The sequence below is a fragment of the Geodermatophilus aquaeductus genome, assembly GCF_900182545.1.
GTDB classification, from domain to species: Bacteria; Actinomycetota; Actinomycetes; order Mycobacteriales; family Geodermatophilaceae; genus Geodermatophilus; species Geodermatophilus aquaeductus.
Window position 1 is genome coordinate 54,968 of sequence record NZ_FXTJ01000006.1, and the last position, 19,344, is coordinate 74,311.

The window sequence follows — 19,344 nt, forward strand, 5'->3', positions numbered from 1 at the left end:
CGTCCCCCGGCCCTACGCTGCCGCCCATGTGCCGGAACATCCGCCCGCTGTCGAACTTCGAGCCGCCGGCGACCGAGGACGAGGTCCAGGCCGCGGCGCTGCAGTACGTCCGCAAGATCAGCGGCGCCACGCACCCGTCGCGGGCCAACGCCGAGGCCTTCGACCGCGCCGTCGCCGAGGTGGCCGCCGCCTCCGCCCGGCTGCTCGACGCGCTCGTCACGACGGCACCGCCGAAGGACCGCGCCGTCGAGGCGGAGAAGGCGAAGGCCCGGTCGGCGCTGCGCTTCGCCCGCTGACGGCGGCCCGTTGCGCGCGATCCACTTGCCGTCGGTGGGCATGGCGGGGGATCCAGCGGGTAGGGGGCGGACTCCCGTCCACTTCCCCCAGGAGAGTCCCCGATGGCCCGCAACACCGTGTCCCGCGCCCTGCACGACCTCGGCCTGTCCGCCTGGTTCGGCGGCACGCTCGCCAACGCCGTCGCCCTGAACCCCGCCGCCGGCGAGGCCGGCAAGGACACCGGCAAGGTCGCCAACGTCGGCTGGAACCGGTGGACGCCGGTCAACGCCGTGGCGATCGGCGCCCACCTCGTGGGCAGCGTCGGCCAGCTCATCGGCAACCGCGGCCGGGTCGCCCAGCAGGAGGGCGTGGCGGGCATGTCCGCGCTCAAGACGCTGCTCACCGCCGCCGCGCTCGGCGTCACCGCCTACAGCCGCTCGCTGGGTCAGGTCGTCAACGGCACCGGCAGCGGCGCGGCCAACCCCTCGTCGCGGTCGGGCACGAAGCCCACCAAGCGCACCAAGGCCGAGATCGCCGCCGCCCAGGAGCAGCTCGACTCGCTGCAGTGGGTCATCCCGGCCCTGACCGGCGCGCTCGTCGTCGTCAGCTCCTACGCCGGTGAGCAGCAGCGGGCCAGCGAGGTCATCAAGGGCGTCTCCCGTCGCTGAGCTCCCCGCACCGCCCGCACCGAGCTCCCCTGGGGGAACCGTGTCCCGCACCGACACCCGCAGTACGACGTTCACCGGCAACACGGTGTGCGACCAGCACGCCGGCGCTCCCGGAGGCGCCACCCGGTGTCCCGACTGCACGGACGGGCTCGGGAAGCCGGCACCGGTCGAGCCCGGTTCGTGGCGCGACCGCATCCGGCAGAACCCGCCCCTGCACCTGGCGTACCGGGTCGGCGTCTTCGTCGTCGGACTGCTGTTCGTGGTGCTCGGCGTGGCCCTCACGGTGCTGCCGGGGCCGCTCACCATCCCGCCGGTCCTGGTCGGGCTGTGGGTCTGGTCCACGGAGTTCGGGTGGGCGCGGCGGTTCTTCGCCGCCTTCCGCCGCAAGGCGGTCGCCGCCTGGCGGCACGCGAAGCAGCACCCGGTCAGCTCGCTGGCGATCACCGTGGGCGGGCTCGCGGCCGCCGGGCTGGCGTTCTGGGCGGTCGGCCACTTCCAGCTGGTCGACCGCGCGACCGCCGCACTCGGCCTCGGCTGAGGCCCGGCAGATCGGCACTCCCCCGGCCGCCGTCCGCACCCGCGGACGGCGGCCGGCGCGCGTCCGGGGCCGGGTGCCGGGGAGACTGGCAGCCGTGGCCGGACCGCGTGCGCTGGCCGCGCGGCTGGTGCGGCGCGGGCGCGCCCCCGGTCTGCGCACCGCCAAGACGGTGCTCGCCGCGGTGGTGGCCTTCCAGATCGCCACCTGGCTGGACACCACCAGCTCGCCGATCCTCGCCCCGCTGACCGCGCTGCTGGTCGTGCAGCTCACGTTGTACGAGACCCTGGCCACCGGCTGGGAGCGCGTTGCCAGCGTCACCTCCGGCGTCCTCATCGCGGTGCTGTTCGCCTCGGTCGTCGGGCTCACCTGGTGGAGCCTCGGCCTCGTCGTGGGCATCTCGCTGGTGGTCGGCCGGCTGCTGCGGCTGGGACCGCACCTGGCCGAGGTGCCCATCAGCGCGATGCTCGTGCTGGCCGTGGGCGGAGCCGAGAACGCGGCGCTGGGCCGCATCACCGAGACGCTGATCGGCGCCGGCGTCGGCGTCCTGGTGAACCTGCTCGTCGCACCGCCGCTCTACGTGCAGCCGGCCAGCGAGGCGATCGCGGAGCTGGCCGAGCGCATGGCCGGCTACTGCGAGGACGTCGCGACCGCCCTGGGCGGCCCGTGGTCGCGCCGCGTCGCCGACTCCCTGCTGGAGCGCGCCCGCGGCCTGGGGACGGAGGTGGCCCGCGCCGACCGCCGCCTGGCCCGCACCGAGGAGAGCGCCCGGCTCAACCCCCGCGGGCGGGTGGCCCGTGTTGCGCAGCCGCGGCTGCGCAACACGCTCAACGCCCTCGAGCGCGTCCACGTCAGCCTGCGCACCCTCACCCGCGTGCTGCTGGACCGCACCTACTTCCTGCCCGAGGACGACGCCGCCGCGGCGTGGTCGCGGCCGGCACGGGAGGCGCTGGCCGACGTGCTGCGCGCCGTCGCGAGGACCCTGCACGACGCCGGGGCGGTGGCCGCCGGCACCGCGCCGCCCTCCGACGTCGACGCCGACCGCCTGGGCGAACTGCTCGAGCTGCGCGCCCGGCTCGCGGACGCCCTGCTGGTCGATCCCCGCACCGACCCCGCCGGCTGGTCGCAGCACGGCAGCCTGCTCGACGCGGTGGACCTGCTGCGCGTGGAGCTGGGCACCGCGCTGCACCCGCCGTCGACGTCGTGGGCGCCGCCGCCGCTGGCCGGGGCGCAGCGGCGCGCACTGCGCCGGGCGGTGACCCGGCGTCGGCGCCGGTGAGCCGGCTCAGGCGGCGGTGAGGACGACCGGCCCGTCGTCGGTGACGGCCACGGTGTGCTCGACGTGCGCGGCCCGGCGGCCGTCGGCGGTCACCACCGCCCAGCCGTCCTTCTTGTGCCGGTAGCACCCGTCACCGGCCAGGAGCATCGGCTCGATCGCCAGGGTGCTGCCGGCGTGCAGGCGCACGCGGTCCAGCCCGGCCAGCGGCTGGTTGGGCACGAACGGCGGCTCGTGCATCGCGCGGCCGATGCCGTGCCCGCCGTGGTCGGGCAGGTGCGCGTAGCCGTACCGGCGGGCGACGGCGTCGACGGCGCGGGCGACGTCGAGCAGCGTCGCGCCCGGCACCGCGGCGGCGATGCCCGCGGCGAGCGCCTCCTCGGTCGCGGCGACCAGCCGGGCGTCGTCGGCGGAGGCGTGCTCCCCCACCAGCACCGAGAACGCGGCGTCGCCGTTCCATCCGTCGACGACCGCGCCGCAGTCGACGCTGAGCAGGTCACCGTCCTTGAGCCGCTGTCCGCTCGGCCGGCCGTGCACGACGACCTCGTTGGGCGACAGGCACAGGACGCCGTTGTAGGCCGTCGGCGCCCACGACGGCTTGTAGCCGAGGAACGACGACGTCGCGCCGGCCTCGTACATCGTCGTCTTGGCGAGGTCGTCGAGCTCGCGCAGCTTGACCCCGGGGACCGCCGCCGCCCGCACCGCCGCGAGCGTCTGCGCCACCACGCGACCGGCGGCGCGCATGGCGTCGAGTTCGTCGGTGGTGCGCGGCGGGAGAACGGTCAGGTCCACGCCGTCGACGGTACGAGACGCCCGGCGCCCCGGGGCGCCGTGGACTGGCCTCGCACAGGCCGGTGGTGCCACGGTGGCCGCCATGGACTTCCGCAGGGTCAGGCCCGGCCAGTGGCAGAGGGTGCGTCGCATCGAGATCGCCGAGCCCGGCGGCCTCCCGACGGCGCGCGAGGTGTACGAGGACTGCCACGTGCTCTTCGCCGACGGCTGGTGCTACCTCGAGGGTCCCGACGGCGCCGTCGACGTCTACCCGGCCGCCCGGGTGCGCATGGCGCACGACCTGCGCGAGGCCGACCAGCCCGACGAGGGCCCCGCGACGGCGCCCAGTCCGCTGATCTGACTCAGGTGCTGATCTGACTCAGGTGCCTGGCTCGCGCCGGACGTCGGCGGGGTCCGGCGTGCGGAAGACGGTCTCCGGACCGTCGGGCGCGGCCGGCGACCCCTCGGCCTGCTCCGGACGGTCGGGCTCCTCGCCGCCGACGCCGAAGCCCTCGGCCGGCGGCGGCGCGCCCGTACCGGGGTCCGCGGCGGCGATCTCGTCGTCCGGGCGGTAGCGGTTCGGGGTCATCGGCTCCCACATCGACATGACACGCCCCCTACCCGGCGACGGGTGGCCCGCGGGTGATCACCGGGTGTCCGGCGGGTATACGACTTCCGAACGGCCGGGATCGTGCGACCCCGGGGGAAGCCGCGACCCGGAAGGAGCACCACGGACATGGCGACGACGGGCTCTGGAGAGCGGGCACGACACGGTGTGCGACCCACCCCGGAGCCCCGGGACGGCAGCGCGGACACCGACCGGCGCCGCGGGGCCGACGGCCGGGACGAGACGCACGCCGAGCGGATCGACCGGGAGCTCATGGAGCTGCTCAACGAGCTGCGGATCGCGCTGCCGGGCGTGCAGTTCCTCTTCGCGTTCCTGCTGGTCGTGCCGTTCCAGCAGGCGACGGAGCGGGCCACCGAGTTCCAGCGCGACGTCTACTTCGTGACCCTCGTGGCCGCCGTCGTGGCCACCGCCCTCCTCATCGCACCGGCCGCCCAGCACCGCGCGCTCTTCCGGCAGCACGACAAGGAGGAGCTGCTCCGGCGCAGCAACCGCCTGGCCTTCCTCGGCCTGTGCGTGCTGGCCGTGGCGATCGTGGCCGCGGTGGTCCTGGTGGTCGACTTCCTCTTCGCCCTCCCCCAGGCGCTCGTCACCGGCGGCCTCGTCGCGGCGCTGCTCGGCTGGCTGTGGATCGGCAGCCCGGCCCTGCAGCGCGCCCGCGGCTCCCGCACCGGGAACTGACGGCGGCCACGGGCCGGGTCAGCGGCCGAGGGCGGCGCAGATCGCGTCGACGACGTCGTCGGGGTCCTCGTGCTCCCAGAAGCGCAGCACCCGCCAGCCCAGCCCGGTGAGGATGGCGTCGGCCCGCCGGTCGCGCGCCGTGTTCCCCGCCAGCTTCGCCGCCCACCACGCCCGGTTGGCCTTCGGCAGGTGCCCGCAGGTGGGACAGCCGTGCCAGAAACACCCGGTAAGGACCCCGTCCCCCTCACCCCTCGCAGGCTCGGGGCGAGCCTCCGGACGGGGCCGACCAGCGACGTCCACCCGGTAGCGCACACCGCGGGCGTGCAGCCGAGGCCGGCCACCGTGCAGGGGCCCGCCGCGAGCGTGCGAGCGGTGGGGGACACGGTGGTCCTTACCGACGGCGGCGGTGCGCGACCCGGTCCCTGCACACGCGGCACGGTAGGCGCGGCCACCGACGTCGATGAGTCCCGGAACCCCGGCCGGTCTGTCCTGTCGGACCCGTGCGGCCCCGTGCGGGCGCTCGACTCAGGAGGCAGGGGGTGGGGCACGTGACGGCGCACGTCGGCGACGCGGCGCCGGCCGGTGGACAGGCGACCGGCGGAGACGGCGGGGTCCTGGCGATCGAGGCCGCGGGCCTGGTCAAGCGCTTCGGCGCCACGACCGCGGTGGACGGCGTCGACCTGCAGGTCCCCCGGGGCGGCGTGCACGGCTTGCTCGGCCCCGACGGCGCGGGCAAGACGACGACGATCCGGATGCTGGCCACCCTGCTGCCGCCCGACGGCGGGTCGGCGCGGGTCTTCGGCCACGACGTCGTCACCGACGCCGACGCCGTCCGCGCGCGGGTCAGCCTGACCGGCCAGTTCGCCTCCCTCGACGAGATGCTCAGCGGCGCGGAGAACCTGCTGCTGCTCACCCGGCTGCTGGGCTACTCGCGGGCCGCCGCGCGCCAGCGCACCGACCAGCTGCTCGCCGCCTTCGGCCTCACCGAGGCGGCCGGCAAGCAGGTGAGGAGCTACTCCGGCGGGATGCGGCGGCGCATCGACATCGCCGCCAGCATCGTCGTCCGGCCCGACCTGGTCTTCCTCGACGAGCCGACCACCGGCCTGGACCCCCGCAGCCGCAACCAGGTGTGGGACGTGATCCGCGCGCTCGTCCGCGGCGGGACGACGGTGCTGCTGACCACCCGGTACCTCGACGAGGCCGACCAGCTCGCCGACCGCATCTCCGTCATCGACGCCGGCCGGGTGATCACCGAGGGCACGCCCGGGCAGCTGAAGGCGTCGGTGGGCTCGGGCACGCTGCACGTGCGGGTGTCCGACCCGGACGACCGCGGCGCGGCCCGGGCGCTGCTCGAGCGCGTCCTGGCCGTCCCGGTCACCGAGGACGGCGACCCGGCGGCTCTCACCGCCGCCATGGCCGACGCCGCACCCGCGGCCCGGGCGCTCACCGCCCTGGAGACCGCCGGCATCCCGCTGGCGCAGTTCGCCCTCGGCCAGCCGAGCCTCGACGAGGTCGTCCTCGCCCTGACCGGCCGGCCCGCCGACAGCACCGGCACCCCCGACCCGGAGGACCCGCGATGACCGTCCTGCAGACCGTCCCCGCGACGACCGCCCCGGACACCGACGCGGTCCTCGCCGCCCTCGGGTCGGCGGAGCGCCCGCGGCCGCAGGGCCCGCTCGCAGTGGACCGCTACCGCACCCGCACCTGACGTCGGCTAGAACGGACGGGTGCCTGCCGACCAGCCGACCCTGCGCACCGCCCGCTTCGCCGAGCTCACCCCGTTCGAGGTCTACGCCCTGTGCCGGCTGCGGGTCGACGTCTTCGTGGTCGAGCAGGAGTGCCCGTATCCCGAGCTCGACGGCCGCGATCCCGAGCCGGGCACGCTGCACCTGTGGTTCGAGGAGGACGGCGAGGTCCTCGCCACCATCCGGGTCCTCGACGACGGCGCGACCCGCGCGATCGGGCGGGTGGCCACCGCCGCCCCCGCGCGCGGCCGCGGCCTGGCCGCCCGGCTGGTCGAGGAGGGGATCCGGCTCTGCGAGGGGCGGCCGATCACGCTCGGCGCCCAGGCGCACCTGCAGGGCTGGTACGAGCGCTTCGGCTTCCGGCTCAGCGGCCCGGGCTACGTCGAGGACGGCATCCCGCACGTGCCGATGCGCCGCGAGCCGGCCTGACGTCAGGCCACCTGCTCCTCAGGCCATCGCCGCGGGGCCCAGGTCGGCAGCGCCGAACGCGGCGTCGAAGCGGTCGCACCAGATGACGACGCTGGTGAAGCCCGTGGCGTCGACGCCCTCGGGCACGACGTAGTTCTGGTCGCCGACGTTGCCCTTGAGCGGACCCAGGTCGACGAACTCCTCGTCGAAGGCCGCCTCCTCGCCGGCGGCCGGGTTCTGCGAGAGGTAGACGTAGAGCGCCGGGCCGTTGGAGGTCTCGAACCCCTCGAGCCGCACGACGACCTGCCCGTCGGGCAGCCGGACCACCCGGGCGGTGCCCACGGTCTCGTGCTCGCGGGAGACGAACGTGCCACTGGCGAGGTCGACCGGGCCGGAGGGCGCCACGGTGATGACCGCTCCCCCGCCGTCGCCCACCGGGGTCTCCTCCGCGGCGGCCGAGGGCAGGCTCTCGTCGACCCGGTCGTCGTAGAACAGCTTCTGCGGCTGGAACCAGATGAGCGTGACGGCGGCCAGCGCCACCACCACGACCGCCGCTGCCGACCAGATCCACGTCCTCCGTCGCGTCGCCACGGCGGCGGACCATAGCCGCGGTGCCGCCGGCCGTGGGGTTTCCCGGGCGTGGGTGCTCCGGAGCCGGGTACCGCCCGCCGCATGGCAGACGACGCGGTCCCCGGCGGGTTCGCCGGGCGGCTCGGGGTGACGGTCGAGGGCACCGGTGACGGCGAGGCGACGCTGGGGTTCGAGGTCCGCGGCGAGCACCTCAACCCGGCGGGAACCCTGCACGGCGGCGTCGTCGCCACCCTGGTCGACACCGTCATGGGGCAGGCCGTGCGCACGACCACCGGCGACGGCGAGGTGCCCGCGACCAGCCAGCTCACCGTGACCTACCTGCGCCCCGGGAAGCCGGGCCGGCTCGAGGTGCGCGGGCGGGTGCGGACCCGCGGGGAGCACCTGACCATCTGCGAGGCCGACGTCGAGCAGGAGGGCAGGGGCATCGCGCACGCCGTCGCGACCTTCGCCCTCCTCGACCGCTAGCCCCCGGAAGCACGAGCGCCCCGCCGGTCGGACCGGCGGGGCGCTCGAGGTGCGGAGCAGGTCAGCTGACCGGCTCGAGGCAGTACACGGTGCCGTCGCTGCCGATCTTCCCCTCGCGCCACAGGGCGTCGGTGGCCGAGGGGAACTCGCTGCAGGTGTCGGGGTCGGCGAAGTACTCGTCCTCCGTCAGCTTCTCGTCCTCGATGCCGACGACGCGGAGCTCGGCCTCGGAGTCGCCGCAGTCGACGATGTCGACGTCGGAGACCCCGGCGCGCTGCACGCAGTCACCGACGTCGGGGGCGCCGAAGTCGACGAGCCGGAAGGCGGCGACGCCGCCGGCGATCGCGACCGCCGCGACGATGCTGCCGATCTTCCGGCCCTTCCCGGGCTTGCCCGCCGGTGCCGGGGCCGGACCACCGAAGGGGCCGGGCTGGCCCGGCTGGCCAGGACCGAACGGACCGGGCTGCACGTGGTGCTGGGGCTGGCCGAACGGCTGGGGCTGGCCGGGCTGCGGCTGACCCCAGGCGCCGGCCTGACCGCCCTGGGGCGAGGCGCCGGCCGGCGGCTGCCATGCGCCCGTGGGAGTGGCACCCGCGGGAGTGCCACCCGCGGGAGTCGCGCCGGGGTACGGCGCACCCTGCGGCGGGACGGACTGGCCGGGCTGCGGGCCCCCGGCGGGCGGCTGGGCGCCGGGCTGTCCCGGGTCGGTCATGTCGGTGCTCCTCGGTGCTCCGACCGGCGCCAGGGCGGCATCCGGTCCGGCGGGCACCTTCACACACGACGTCCCCGCAGGTCAGGGCGACGCGCCGCGTCGTCCCCCGCGTGGGTCAGGTGGCGATCAGGACGGATCCGGGCTGCTCGACGACCACCGTGACGCCGGTGGCGTCGTCGTCGCCGCCCTCGTCGTCGTCCTCCGGGGCGCACTGGCTGACCAGCAGGATGATCGCGAAGACCAGGACGATGAGACCGACGAAGGTGCCGAGGAACAGCGCGCGGCCGCGTTGTGGCCGGACCCGCATCCCGCGCCGCGGGTCGTCGGGGTCGGGCGGACGGGCAGCCTGGGACACGGCGGACTCCTCGGGATCAGCGGCATGGTCGGCGCGCGCGGCGCTCCTCCGACTCATGCCCAGCCGTCCCCGCGGTACGCCTGCGGTGGGCACCCGGATGGCACGCGACGGGGTGCCGCGCGGGAGCGCCGGGGGGACGATCGGCCGCATGACCACTGCCACCTGGAACGGGACCGTCATCGCCGAGTCCGACGACATCGTCACCGTCGAGGGCAACGCCTACTTCCCGCGCGCGTCGGTGCGCGAGGACGTGCTGCGCCCGTCGTCGACGCACACCACCTGCCCGTGGAAGGGCGAGGCGTCCTACTTCTCGCTCGAGGTCGACGGGCAGACCAACCCCGACGCGGCCTGGTACTACCCCGCCCCCAAGGACGCGGCCAAGGAGATCACCGACCGGGTCGCCTTCTGGAGGGGCGTCGAGGTCCGCTGAACGCAGCGGGCCCGGCCGCCGCGGCGGCCGGGCCCGGGAGGGCTGGAGGACTCAGGCGCCCGGGCGGGCGCCGGCCAGCTCGCGGGCGGAGGCCGCCTCGTCGGGCGCGAGCTCGGCGGTGCGCTCCTGACGCTCGATCGCGCGGTGGTAGGCCGCCCAGGCCTCGTCCGGCGTGACGTCGAGGGCGGCGGCGATCTGCTCCCAGGTCGCCCCGCCGCGCAGGGCGGCGCGGAAGCCGACCAGCTGGCTGTCGTGGGCCTTGCGGGAGATGACCTCGCCGAGCGCGAGCAGCTCGAGGGACTCGGGCACGTCGAGGGACGTGTCGTCCTCCAGCAGCGAGCTCCAGTCGTCGTCGTCGCGGTCGGAGACGGTGTTGAGGGTCGTCGCCCCGGAGTCCCGCCGGCTCAGGAAGTCCAGGCGGGTGGCGGCCGTCTGGAGGGAGAACTCCTGCTCCAGGGCCTGGGGAGTGATCTGCATGTCTCCACCTTCCCCGAGGTACCGGACGGCGGCGACCCGTTGGGACGTGATCTCCTCGGCATGCGGAGGGCCCGCACCCGATGTGGGTGCGGGCCCTCCGGAGAGTGCAGGCGTCAGCTGTCGACGCCCACGGCCTCCTTGGCGACCTCGGCGAGGGCGGCCTGGGCGGCGCTGATGACGCTCGAGCGGTTCTTGTGGGTCTCCTCGTAGCGGATCAGCACGCGGATGTCGTGCGGGCTGCGCAGGGCCTTGGCGGCCTTGGCGGCGTCCGACGTCGACAGCGAGTCGAAGCCCTTGATCGGCAGCTCGTCGGCGGAGACGTCGCCGAGCTCCTCGCGGGCGGCCTTGGCGGTGTCCGCGGCCTCGCGGTTGCCCTCGCGGCGCGCGATCCGCTCGGCCCGGCGCAGCGCGGCGCTGCGGCCGACCGTCAGGGTCTCGCGGACGGCGTCGGTGAGGGTGCTGGCGCGGTCCGCGACCTGGCCGAGCTCCTCGCCGACCCGCTGGCGCCGCTGCTGGGCGGTGTCCAGCGCCTCGTTCACCCGGTTGGCGACGAAGCGGTACGGCGCGATGGCGGCACGCGTGGTGACGCCGGCGACCGTCTGGAACGGGGTGGGCTGCAGCGCGGCGGGGCCGCCCAGCGCCTCCTCGGCCAGGACGACGGTCAGCCACTCGACGGTGGCCTCGTGGGCCCGGATGAGGCCTTCGGCGAGGCGCTCGACCTTGGCGAGACCGGCCCGCTGGCCCAGGACCTTGAGGTAGGTGGCGCGGTCGAGCAGCTGGTGCTCGAGCGAGAGGTCCTGCAGCAGGGCCTCCTCGATCGGCTCGGCCTGCTCGAAGGTGGCCTTGAGGACGGCGGCCAGCCGGCCGAGGGCCGGGGTCACGACGTCGGGCACGCCACCGAGCTCGCGCAGCTCGGCGGTGATGAGGCGCGTGCGCTCCATGGCGTTGTCGGCGTTCTGCGTCAGCTCGCGGCGGACGGCGTCGGTCCGGGCCTGGGAGACGCGCGTACGGGCGATCTGCTCCTCGGTCTGCGTGAGCAGCACGAGCGCGCGGAGCTGGTTGACGACCTTGGCGTGGGTGGTGTCGGTCACGATGGGGGGACTCCAGAGATCGGGGATGACCTGACGTCCTCTGCATGCCCCGCCCGACGCGTCTGCTAACTCCTGCAAGCGGATTGCTAGCAGTGAGCTCGGTCACGCCGTGTCGACCCGTCGACACCTCGACGGGCCGACACGGCGACCGGTCTCAGCCCCGCGGAGCCGCCGGGGGCACCGGCGGCCGGCGGCGGGTCTCCAGCCGCAGCACCGGCTGGGTCAGCTGCGCCAGCGCGGCGCAGCGGGCGCACACCGGGCCCGGGTGGGTCTCGGCGGCGCAGGTGTCACACAGCACGCGGGTCTCCTCGCTCGGGAGTCCGTCAGGACTCGGGAGCCAGACCCTGTCACCCACCTGCGACGTCGCCGTCGCGGATGGGACGGGTGTGACGCCTCGTCAGCGATCCGTCATCTGCGCGGGGGCGGCGGACCACCGGGGACGGCGGCGCACCACGGTCCGTGCCACCACGGTCGTGGCCGCGGGGCGGGCCGACGCGGTGCAGGTGCAGGACGGGGCGGAACAGCGGTGGGCGGTGCTCACGGGGACCTCCCGGGGTCGGTGGCCGCCGAGGGTGACACCACCGAGGGCGCGGCGCGAGGCCCCGCGCCCCGCTGGGACGAGACGTCACGCGTTCGACCCACCGCGTTCCCCCGTCCGCCTCACGGACGCCCCACGGCGCGCCGGGTGTCGACCTGCTGCTGTCTCCGGGCCGCGGAGACAGCACCACGTCGACACCGGGCGCGGGGTCAGCCGGCGAGGACCGCGACCAGCCGGTCGAGGAACGGGACCTGGCCCTTCACGAGCTTGACCCGCGCCTCGTCGAGGCCCAGCCAGGCGGCGCGGTCGATCTCGGGGAACTCCTGCACGCGCCCCGACCGCGGCGGCCACTCGAGGGAGAAGGTGTTGCTCACGGTGGCGTCCGCGTCGAGGTCGCCCTCGGCGGCCCACACGGTGAGCACCTTCGACCCCGCCCGCAGCTCGCCGAGCGGGACCAGGTCCGACGCCGGCACGGGGCTGCCCAACTCTTCCTCGAACTCCCGGTGCGCGACCGCGAGCGGGTCCTCGCCGTCGCCGTACTCGCCCTTCGGGACCGACCAGGCGCCGTCGTCCTTGCGGGCCCAGAACGGCCCGCCCATGTGCCCGAGCAGCACCTGCAGGTCCGGTGAGCGCCGGTACAGCAGCACCCCCGCGCTCCGCCTCGGCACGGGGTCAGCCTGTCACGGGCAGCGCGGCTCCCGGTCGCCGTGCCCGCGCCCGTGTCCGCGGCCGGGCCGCTCGTCGCACGCCACAGGGGGCTCGGGCGCCGCGGGGGTCGGCGCGGCCGCCGGCGGCGGCGGGACCGGGGCTCCCGACGGGACGGCGACGGGCACCTCGGCCACCGGCTCGGGCTCGACGGTCACCGGCGCGGGGACCGTCGTCGACGTCACCGGCGCCGACGTCGACGGGTGCGGGGACGCCGGCCGCGCCACCGGGTCGGTCGGCACGGCCGCGGTCGGCAGGGCCGGCGCGGCACCGCCCACGGGACCGGTCACCGCCGGCGCGACCAGCACCGCCAGGCCGCCGACGGCGAGCAGCAGCGCGAGGGCGCCGAGCACCCATGCCAGGCGGCGACGGACTCCCGGCCGTCCGGCCCGGTGCCGCGACCGGACGGGCAGCCGCTCCGTGTCGAGCCCGTCGGGCAGGAGGCCGTCGGGCAGCGGCTCGGTCGCGGTGTGCATCGGGTGCGAACGTACGGAGCCGACCGGCCGCGGCCGGAGCGCGACCCGCCGCCGGCCCCCACCCGCCACACCGGCCACGCGGTGGGGCGGCGCCTCCCGAGGGGGGACACCCGGGAGGCGCCGCCGTCTACGCGAGGCGCTGGAGCCGCTCCAGCGCCTCGGCCTGGTCGACGACGTCGGCGTACTTGGCGTCGAGGTCGGCGAGGTTGTTCCCGTGCAGCGCCGGCGTGCGGTCGGCGCAGCCCTGGCGCACCACCTGCGGGCGGAAGCCGCAGTTGAGCGCGTCCATCGCGGTGGCCCGGACGCAGCCCGACGTCGAGACCCCGGCGAGCACGACCGTGTCCACGCCCAACCCGAGCAGCGTCGGCCCCAGCGTCGTGCCGAAGAACCCCGAGGCGTACTGCTTGACCACCACCGGCTCGCCCGGCGCCGGCGTCAGGGTGAGCCGCCCCCACTCCCCCGGCGCGTCCGCGGCGAAGCAGGCCAGCGCCGGCACCTTGCGGACGAACAGGCCGCCGTCGGCCAGGCCGGGCGCGTAGCGGACCGCCGTCCACAGCACCGGGTGCCCGGCCGACCGGGCGGCGTCGACCAGCGCGCCGGCCGCCGCCACCGCCGGGCCGGGATCGGGCAGCGCGAACGGCCCGTCGGGCTCGGTGTAGGCCCGGCACAGGTCGATCACGACCACGGCCGGGGAGCTCCCCCACCCCACCCGGCCGGAGAACGCCGACCCGTGCGGCCCGGCTGCGGTCACGGTCAGCTCGCCGTCCACACCGGACGCCGGGGTGCGGGCAGGCCGGTCTCCTCCTCGCAGCGCGCGAGCAGCTCCTCGACCGGTGGGCCCATGTCGAAGACGGGCAGCTCCGCGGGGCGGTCGGCGCGCAGCTGGTCGCGGAGGGTGTCGGTGGCCTCGGCGTCGACCTCCCCGCCGTCGCACACGACGACGCCGTAGCGCTGCGCGCCGTCCTGCGTGACCAGTCCGCGCCGCACCTCGCGCGCCACCAGCTCGGGGTCGCGCGCGAGCGGGTCGCCCCAGCCCCCGCCGCCCCAGGTGACGAAGTGCAGGACGTCGCCGGGCCGCACCGGCACGCCGTGGCACTTGGAGGGCAGCACCTCGCGGGTGCCGTCGGCGCGGTCGATCCACTTGCGGCCGCGGGCGCCGGGGGTGCCGCCGTTCACGCCCCACGGGTAGGTGAGCCACCGGTCGTCGTGGATGGCGATCTCACCGGGCTCCTCGAAGACGTAGGCCACGTCGACGCCGTTTCCGCCGCGGTGCAGGCCGGCCCCGCCGGTGTCGGGGACGGTCTCCCACTTCTCGATGCGCAGCGGGTAGTAGGACTCCAGGTACTCGCAGGGGATGTTGACGAAGCTCGGCCACAGCGAGTGCCCGTCGGGCCCGTCGCCGAGCGGCCGGCCGGGGATGCCGCCGAAGCCGATCGAGTAGAGCTGGAACCACTCCCCCGTCCGCTCCCCGGTCGAGTAGTGGCCGGAGTACATGAAGTGCGGCGAGGAGGAGAACCCGGCGGCGTTGAGCAGCGCCGGGTTGGTCTGCCCGAGCAGCCCGCCGAAGAGGTCGAACACCCGCCCGATGCCGTGGTTGCGGCCCGACAGCGCCGCCGGGTGCCTCGGCTTCCAGTACGACCCGTCCGGGATGGTGACGTCGACCAGCGGGTAGAAGCCGTCGTTCCAGAGGATCTGCGGATCGGCGACGGTGATCATGTAGATCCCGAAGAACATCCGGGTCAGGTTCTCGTTGATGTAGTAGTTGATCGGCCCGGCCGCCTGGGGCGAGGACCCGGTGAAGTCCAGGTGCACCTTGTCGCCGGTCCGGGTCAGCGACAGCTTCAGCTCGTACGGCCCGTTGCCGACGCCGTCGTCGCAGATGTAGTCGGTGAAGGAGAGCGTGCGGCCCTCCTCGAAGACCATCGACAGCAGCACCTTCATGGCGTCGTGGTTGCGCTGCAGGAGCGCGTCGAGCGCCGAGAGGTAGGTGGCGGTGCCGAACCGGTCGCACATCTCCACCACCCGGCGGGCGGCGGTCCGGCAGGCGGCGACCAGCCCGTTGAGGTCGGCGCGGTTCCAGTCGGGCATGCGGACCTGGTTGAGGATGATCCGCAGCGCGTCCTCGTTGAGCTCACCGCGGCGGTAGAGCTTGAAGGGCGGGATGACCACCCCCTCCTCGTAGATGGTGCGCGCGTCGGTCGGCATGGACGACGGCGTCTTCCCGCCCACGTCGGACATGTGCCCGAACATCGACGCCCAGCCGACGACCCGGCCGTCCTTGAAGATCGGCACGACCAGCAGCCAGTCGTTGGCGTGGCTGATCGCCGCGCCGCAGGCGTAGGGGTCGCTGGTCAGGAGGACGTCGCCCTCCTCGATGGTCCCGTCGAAGCCGTCGAGGAAGTCGGGGATGGACAGGCCGAACTGGCCGACGACCATCTTCCCGTCGCGGTCGGCGATGAGCGGGAACTCGTCGTGCTGCTCGCGGATGCCCGGCGACAGCGCGGTGCGGAAGAGCACCTCGTCCATCTCGTAGCGGGCGTTGCGCAGCCCGTTCTCGATGAGGTCGAGGGTGACCGGGTCGACGTCGACCCGCTCCACGTCCCCGGTCGCGGTCTCGACGATCTGCGCCATGGTCAGTTCTCCGAGGGGGTGATCAGCAGGGAGCCCGAGGGGTGCACGGTGGCGACGTGCCCGGGCAGGACGAGGGTCGTGGAGTCCATCTCGGTGACGATCGCCGGACCGGGGACGACGTCGCCGGCCCGCAGCCGCGCCCGGTCGTAGACCGAGGCGGTCACCCGCTGCCCGCCGACGTGGACCGGGTGCTCGGTCACCAGCGCGCCTGCCGGGTCGCCGTCGCCGGGTTCCAGGTGCACCGGTGCGACGTCGGGGCGCGGGCCGGTGACCGTCGCGCGGGCGTTGACCAGCTCGTGGTCGACGTCGAGCAGGAAGGAGAACAGCCGGTCGTGCTCGGCGTCGAAGGCCCTGCCCAGCTCGGTCAGCGCCGAGCCGCCGCCGAGCCAGTCCGGGTCGACGGTCACGGGGATCTCGAAGCCCTGCCCGTGGTAGCGGACGTCGACCTGGTAGCCGACCGTCTGGTCCTCCGGCGCCAGCCCCTGGGCGGCCAGCCGCTGCCCGGCCTCCTCGGCCAGCTCGCGCAGGATCTGCGCCAGCTCGGCGTCGGTGAGCTGCCCGAGGCGGCGCAGGACGGTCCGCGCGGACTCGTCGCGCCGGCTGGTGGTGGCGTCGCCGAGGGCGCACAGCACCCCGGGGGACGGCGGGACGATCACCGGCCACGCCCCGGTCAGCTTCCCCAGGGCGTTGGCGTGCAGCGGGCCGGCGCCGCCGAAGGCCACCAGGGCGAAGTCGCGGGGGTCGAAGCCCTGCTGCACCGACACCAGCCGCAGCCCGCCGAGCATGTTCTCGTTGACGATGTCGACGATGCCCGCGGCCGCGGCCTCCGGGGAGTCCAGCCCCATCGCCTCGGCGACCTTGCCGACCGCGGCCCGGGACGCCTCGACGTCGAGGGTGATCTCGCCGCCGGCCAGCGCCGAGGGCAGGTAGCCGAGGACGACGTCGGCGTCGGTGACGGTCGGCTCGACGCCGCCCTTGCCGTAGGCCGCCGGGCCCGGGTCGGCGCCGGCCGACTGGGGGCCCACCCGCAGGGCGCGGGTCAGCTCGGGCACGTGCGCGATGGAGCCGCCGCCGGCGCCGACGGTCCGGACGTCGACGCTGGAGGCGCGCACCGTGAGGTCGCCGACCTTCGTCTCCCGGCCGATCCGCGGGGAGAGGTCGCGCACCAGCGCGACGTCGGTGGAGGTGCCGCCCATGTCGAAGGTGATCAGGTCGCGGAAGCCGCACTGCTCGGCCACCCACACCGCACCCGTCACCCCGCCCGCCGGGCCGGACAGGAGCATCGTCACCGGCGCGGCGACCGCGGCCTCGGCCGACTGCAGCCCGCCGTCGCTGCGCAGGATCGCCAGGTCGCCGGCCACCCCGCCGTCGCGCAGCCCCTCGGAGAGGTGCCGCACGTACCGGTCCACCTGCGGCTGGACGTAGCCGTTGGCGACGGTGGTCAGCGTGCGCTCGTACTCGCGCAGCTCCGGCAGCACGTCGGAGGACAGCGACACCGGCACCCCGGGCAGCACCTCGGCGGCGAGCTCGCGGATGCGGCGCTCGTGGGAGGCGTCGGCGAAGGAGTTGACCAGGCTGACGGCCAGCGCCCGGACGCCCTCTCCCCCTGTGGCACGGCCCGCGAGCCGGGCCAGCTGCGCCCGGACGTCGGCCTCGTCGAGCGGGCGCACCTCCGACCCGTCGCTGGCGATCCGCCCCTCGACCTCGACGGTGTCCTCCAGGTCGGCCAGCGGCTCGGGCTTGGGCCAGATGATCCAGCCGGCCAGCCCGCCGGGCACGAACGAGCGGGCGATCTGCAGCACCTGCCGGAAGCCGCGGGTGGTGACCAGCCCGACCCGCGCCCCCTTGCCCTCGAGGATCGCGTTGGTGGCGACCGTGGTCCCGTGCAGCACCGAGGCGACCTCGCTCAGGGCGATGCCCGCGTCGGCGCACACCCGCCCGATGCCGGTGAGCACCCCCACGGCCTGGTCGGCCGGGGTGGAGGCGGTCTTGGCCCGCCACGTCGCGCCGCTGTCCTCGTCGACGAGCAGGACGTCGGTGAAGGTCCCCCCGACGTCGACTCCGAGCCGGTAGCTCATGCGGTCTCCCCTTCCCGGGTCGCGGTGCCGGTGGTCCGCCGGGCCGCCCGGACCATCACGGCCCGGGCGTTGGCGATGTGGGCGGTCATGACGGCGCGGGCCCAGTCGGGATCGCCGGCGCGCAGGGCGGCGACGATCTCGCTGTGGTGCGCCAGGCTGCGGCGCAGCGACTCCTCGTCGTAGGTCAGGAAGTTGCGCCGCACGATCGGCGGGTGGATGGCGGCGGCGAGCGCGGCGGCCAGCGTCGGGTGCGCGGCCAGGGCCACCAGCCGGTCGTGGAAGGCCCGGTTGAGCGGGACGAGGGCGTCGAGGTCCTGCCGCGGTCCCGGGCCGCCGACCTCGTGCATCCGCCGGGCGAGCGCGTCGAGCTCCTCGACGTCGGCGGGGCGAGCCCGGGGGACGGCGTGCGCGGTGAGCTGCGGCTCGAGGACCGACCGCAGGTCGAACACGCCCTCGAGCTCGGCGACGGTCCAGGTGGCCACGCGGGCGCCGCGGTTCGGCGCGACCTCCACCAGTCCCTCGGCGGCCAGGCGGGACAGCGCCTCGCGCACCGGCGTCCGGCTCACCCCGAGCCGCGCGGCCAGCTCCACCTCGCCCAGCCGGGCGCCCGGCGCGAGGTCGCCCTGCAGGATCAGCCCGCGCAGCGTGTCGCGGGTCCGCTCCGCGGACGTCGGTGGACGTGTCACCGCTCACACCTCCCGGGTGATTGCATGCAAGTTAGGGGTCCCCACCACCCCGCACAAGGGGGTCCGGGGAACCCCGCCGATCCGTCGCAGAGCGTTGCCGAGCACGTCGGGACCGGTGCAGACTGCTCACCACCGGCGGCGGCCCGGACGCGTCCTGTATGCAACCGTGGTCCGTGCCGGACACACACGAGGAGGCACCGTGGGGGATCTCCTGGGAGGCGCCCGGGCTCCGCGCGCCCGGCTGCGCGAGCTGCTCGGCGGCCCGGGGCCGCTGGTCGCACCCGGCGCCTATGACGCGCTGTCGGCCCGGCTGGTCGAGCAGGCCGGCTTCGACGCCGTCTACATGACCGGCTTCGGGACGACGGCGTCGCTGATCGGCCGCCCCGACGTCGGCCTGCTCTCCGGCGCGGAGATGGTCGACAACGCCCGCCGGATCGCCGCCGCCGTCGACGTCCCGGTCATCGCCGACGCCGACACCGGGTACGGCAACGCGCTCAACGTCGTCCGCACCGTGCAGCTGTACGAGCAGGCGGGGGTGGCCGGGATCCAGCTCGAGGACCAGGTCATGCCCAAGAAGTGCGGGCACATGAGCGGCAAGGCCCTCGTGGGCACCGACGAGATGACCGGCAAGCTGCGCGCGGCCGTGGCCGCCCGGCGCGATCCCGACCTGGTGCTCATCGCCCGCACCGACGCGGTCGCGGTCACCGGCGTGGACGACGCGCTCGAGCGGGCGCGGGCCTACGCCGCCGCCGGCGCCGACCTGCTCTTCGTCGAGGCGCCGACCAGCGAGGCCGACGTCGAGCGGATCGCCGGCGAGCTCGCCGGCGTCGCGCCGCTGGTGTTCAACTGGGCCGAGGGCGGGCGGACGCCTCCCGTGTCGCTGCAGCGGATGACCGAGCTGGGCTTCGCGCTGGTCATCTACCCGATCGGCACGCTGCTGGCGGCGACGGCGGGGATCCGCTCGCTGCTGTCGGCGCTGCGCGAGCAGGGGGTCCCGCCGCTGGACGGGCTGCCGTCCTTCGGCGAGTTCACCGACCTCGTCGGCCTGCCCGAGACGCAGGACCTGGAGCAGCGCTTCGCGGGCTGAGGACACCCGCGGGCGACCCTCATCGGCAGCCGCGGGA

General features: G+C 75.4%; 27 protein-coding genes. 12 read left to right on the forward strand and 15 right to left on the reverse strand.

What is annotated here, in order from left to right:
- The first annotated feature begins 26 nt into the window (after nt 1-26).
- The 4 genes from FN207_RS15665 (at nt 27) to FN207_RS15680 (ending at nt 2,758) form a co-directional block, all read left to right on the forward strand.
- Nucleotides 27-296 carry a DUF2277 domain-containing protein gene (locus tag FN207_RS15665; RefSeq protein ID WP_142459416.1) on the forward strand — a complete coding sequence of 90 codons (270 nt, stop codon included), beginning with the start codon at nt 27-29 and terminating at the stop codon, nt 294-296.
- A 102-nt stretch (nt 297-398) separates the two neighbouring features.
- Nucleotides 399-944, forward strand: a complete 546-nt coding sequence (locus FN207_RS15670; RefSeq protein WP_110005947.1) for a hypothetical protein — start codon at nt 399-401, stop codon at nt 942-944.
- Nucleotides 945-984: 40 nt separating this feature from the next.
- Nucleotides 985-1,482, forward strand: a complete 498-nt coding sequence (locus tag FN207_RS15675) for a PGPGW domain-containing protein (RefSeq protein WP_185938362.1) — start codon at nt 985-987, stop codon at nt 1,480-1,482.
- A 94-nt stretch (nt 1,483-1,576) separates the two neighbouring features.
- Entirely contained in the window at nt 1,577-2,758 is a 1,182-nt protein-coding gene (locus FN207_RS15680; protein WP_185938363.1) for an FUSC family protein, read from the forward strand.
- Nucleotides 2,759-2,764: 6 nt separating this feature from the next.
- On the opposite strand, the gene map is transcribed toward FN207_RS15680, so the two are convergent.
- Nucleotides 2,765-3,547: a type I methionyl aminopeptidase gene (map, locus tag FN207_RS15685; protein WP_246066099.1), complete on the reverse strand. Its 783-nt coding sequence runs from the start codon at nt 3,545-3,547 to the stop codon at nt 2,765-2,767.
- A gap of 82 nt (nt 3,548-3,629) precedes the next feature.
- Here map and FN207_RS15690 point away from each other — a divergent pair, with 82 nt between their 5' ends.
- Entirely contained in the window at nt 3,630-3,887 is a 258-nt protein-coding gene (locus tag FN207_RS15690; protein WP_142459420.1) for a hypothetical protein, read from the forward strand.
- A gap of 18 nt (nt 3,888-3,905) precedes the next feature.
- Here FN207_RS15690 and FN207_RS15695 read toward each other — a convergent pair whose 3' ends face one another.
- Nucleotides 3,906-4,133: a hypothetical protein gene (locus FN207_RS15695; protein WP_142459421.1), complete on the reverse strand. Its 228-nt coding sequence runs from the start codon at nt 4,131-4,133 to the stop codon at nt 3,906-3,908.
- Between the two features lie 168 nt (nt 4,134-4,301).
- On the opposite strand from FN207_RS15695, the gene FN207_RS15700 reads away from it, so the two are divergent.
- On the forward strand, nt 4,302-4,832 hold the full coding sequence (locus FN207_RS15700) for a DUF6328 family protein (protein WP_185938364.1): 531 nt from the start codon (nt 4,302-4,304) through the stop codon (nt 4,830-4,832).
- An 18-nt stretch (nt 4,833-4,850) separates the two neighbouring features.
- Here the strand turns inward: FN207_RS15700 and FN207_RS15705 are convergent, their stop codons facing one another.
- A complete protein-coding gene (locus FN207_RS15705) occupies nt 4,851-5,132 on the reverse strand; it encodes a DUF559 domain-containing protein (protein WP_246066100.1) in 282 nt (93 codons plus the stop codon).
- 239 nt (nt 5,133-5,371) lie between these two features.
- On the opposite strand from FN207_RS15705, the gene FN207_RS15710 reads away from it, so the two are divergent.
- Genes FN207_RS15710 through FN207_RS15715 form a run of 3 tightly spaced genes read left to right on the forward strand, consistent with a single transcriptional unit; the run spans nt 5,372 to nt 7,006 of the window.
- Nucleotides 5,372-6,412, forward strand: a complete 1,041-nt coding sequence (locus FN207_RS15710) for an ATP-binding cassette domain-containing protein (RefSeq protein WP_246066101.1) — start codon at nt 5,372-5,374, stop codon at nt 6,410-6,412.
- Entirely contained in the window at nt 6,409-6,540 is a 132-nt protein-coding gene (locus FN207_RS27330) for a hypothetical protein (protein ID WP_281282146.1), read from the forward strand. Before FN207_RS15710 ends, FN207_RS27330 begins: the two co-directional genes overlap by 4 nt.
- A 19-nt stretch (nt 6,541-6,559) precedes the next feature.
- Entirely contained in the window at nt 6,560-7,006 is a 447-nt protein-coding gene (locus FN207_RS15715; RefSeq protein WP_185938365.1) for a GNAT family N-acetyltransferase, read from the forward strand.
- An 18-nt stretch (nt 7,007-7,024) separates the two neighbouring features.
- Here the strand turns inward: FN207_RS15715 and FN207_RS15720 are convergent, their stop codons facing one another.
- A complete protein-coding gene (locus tag FN207_RS15720) occupies nt 7,025-7,576 on the reverse strand; it encodes a DM13 domain-containing protein (protein ID WP_221888231.1) in 552 nt (183 codons plus the stop codon).
- Between the two features lie 81 nt (nt 7,577-7,657).
- Here FN207_RS15720 and FN207_RS15725 point away from each other — a divergent pair, with 81 nt between their 5' ends.
- Complete coding sequence (locus FN207_RS15725; RefSeq protein WP_142459423.1) at nt 7,658-8,041, forward strand: PaaI family thioesterase; 384 nt, start codon at nt 7,658-7,660, stop codon at nt 8,039-8,041.
- Nucleotides 8,042-8,102: 61 nt separating this feature from the next.
- On the opposite strand, the gene FN207_RS15730 is transcribed toward FN207_RS15725, so the two are convergent.
- Together FN207_RS15730 and FN207_RS15735 are read right to left on the reverse strand one after the other, a co-directional pair.
- Entirely contained in the window at nt 8,103-8,753 is a 651-nt protein-coding gene (locus FN207_RS15730; protein WP_142459424.1) for an LppU/SCO3897 family protein, read from the reverse strand.
- A 115-nt stretch (nt 8,754-8,868) separates the two neighbouring features.
- Nucleotides 8,869-9,108 carry a hypothetical protein gene (locus FN207_RS15735; protein WP_142459425.1) on the reverse strand — a complete coding sequence of 80 codons (240 nt, stop codon included), beginning with the start codon at nt 9,106-9,108 and terminating at the stop codon, nt 8,869-8,871.
- A 148-nt stretch (nt 9,109-9,256) separates the two neighbouring features.
- On the opposite strand from FN207_RS15735, the gene FN207_RS15740 reads away from it, so the two are divergent.
- Nucleotides 9,257-9,538, forward strand: coding sequence for a DUF427 domain-containing protein (locus FN207_RS15740; protein WP_142459426.1), 282 nt, complete (start codon nt 9,257-9,259; stop codon nt 9,536-9,538).
- A gap of 51 nt (nt 9,539-9,589) precedes the next feature.
- On the opposite strand, the gene FN207_RS15745 is transcribed toward FN207_RS15740, so the two are convergent.
- The 9 genes from FN207_RS15745 to FN207_RS15780 all read right to left on the reverse strand — a co-directional run bounded on the left by FN207_RS15745 (nt 9,590) and on the right by FN207_RS15780 (nt 18,220).
- Nucleotides 9,590-10,015: a hypothetical protein gene (locus FN207_RS15745; protein WP_142459427.1), complete on the reverse strand. Its 426-nt coding sequence runs from the start codon at nt 10,013-10,015 to the stop codon at nt 9,590-9,592.
- A gap of 113 nt (nt 10,016-10,128) precedes the next feature.
- The gene (locus FN207_RS15750) at nt 10,129-11,106 is read right to left on the reverse strand and encodes a ferritin-like domain-containing protein (RefSeq protein ID WP_142459428.1); all 978 of its coding nucleotides are present in this window, start codon (nt 11,104-11,106) and stop codon (nt 10,129-10,131) included.
- A 154-nt stretch (nt 11,107-11,260) separates the two neighbouring features.
- Nucleotides 11,261-11,404: a hypothetical protein gene (locus FN207_RS26330; protein WP_185938366.1), complete on the reverse strand. Its 144-nt coding sequence runs from the start codon at nt 11,402-11,404 to the stop codon at nt 11,261-11,263.
- A gap of 449 nt (nt 11,405-11,853) precedes the next feature.
- A complete protein-coding gene (locus tag FN207_RS15755) occupies nt 11,854-12,312 on the reverse strand; it encodes an NUDIX hydrolase (RefSeq protein ID WP_142459429.1) in 459 nt (152 codons plus the stop codon).
- A gap of 12 nt (nt 12,313-12,324) precedes the next feature.
- On the reverse strand, nt 12,325-12,825 hold the full coding sequence (locus FN207_RS15760) for a hypothetical protein (protein ID WP_142459430.1): 501 nt from the start codon (nt 12,823-12,825) through the stop codon (nt 12,325-12,327).
- A gap of 127 nt (nt 12,826-12,952) precedes the next feature.
- Nucleotides 12,953-13,576 carry an isochorismatase family protein gene (locus tag FN207_RS15765; RefSeq protein WP_185938367.1) on the reverse strand — a complete coding sequence of 208 codons (624 nt, stop codon included), beginning with the start codon at nt 13,574-13,576 and terminating at the stop codon, nt 12,953-12,955.
- A gap of 2 nt (nt 13,577-13,578) precedes the next feature.
- Nucleotides 13,579-15,456 (reverse strand): hydantoinase B/oxoprolinase family protein, encoded by a 1,878-nt coding sequence (locus FN207_RS15770; protein ID WP_142459431.1) that lies wholly within the window; start codon nt 15,454-15,456, stop codon nt 13,579-13,581.
- Nucleotides 15,457-15,458: 2 nt separating this feature from the next.
- Entirely contained in the window at nt 15,459-17,534 is a 2,076-nt protein-coding gene (locus FN207_RS15775) for a hydantoinase/oxoprolinase family protein (RefSeq protein WP_142459432.1), read from the reverse strand.
- Entirely contained in the window at nt 17,531-18,220 is a 690-nt protein-coding gene (locus FN207_RS15780; protein ID WP_142459433.1) for a GntR family transcriptional regulator, read from the reverse strand. The genes FN207_RS15775 and FN207_RS15780 overlap by 4 nt, the downstream gene beginning before the upstream one ends.
- A gap of 199 nt (nt 18,221-18,419) precedes the next feature.
- Here FN207_RS15780 and FN207_RS15785 point away from each other — a divergent pair, with 199 nt between their 5' ends.
- Nucleotides 18,420-19,307, forward strand: a complete 888-nt coding sequence (locus tag FN207_RS15785; RefSeq protein ID WP_142459434.1) for an isocitrate lyase/PEP mutase family protein — start codon at nt 18,420-18,422, stop codon at nt 19,305-19,307.
- Nucleotides 19,308-19,344 lie beyond the last annotated feature (37 nt).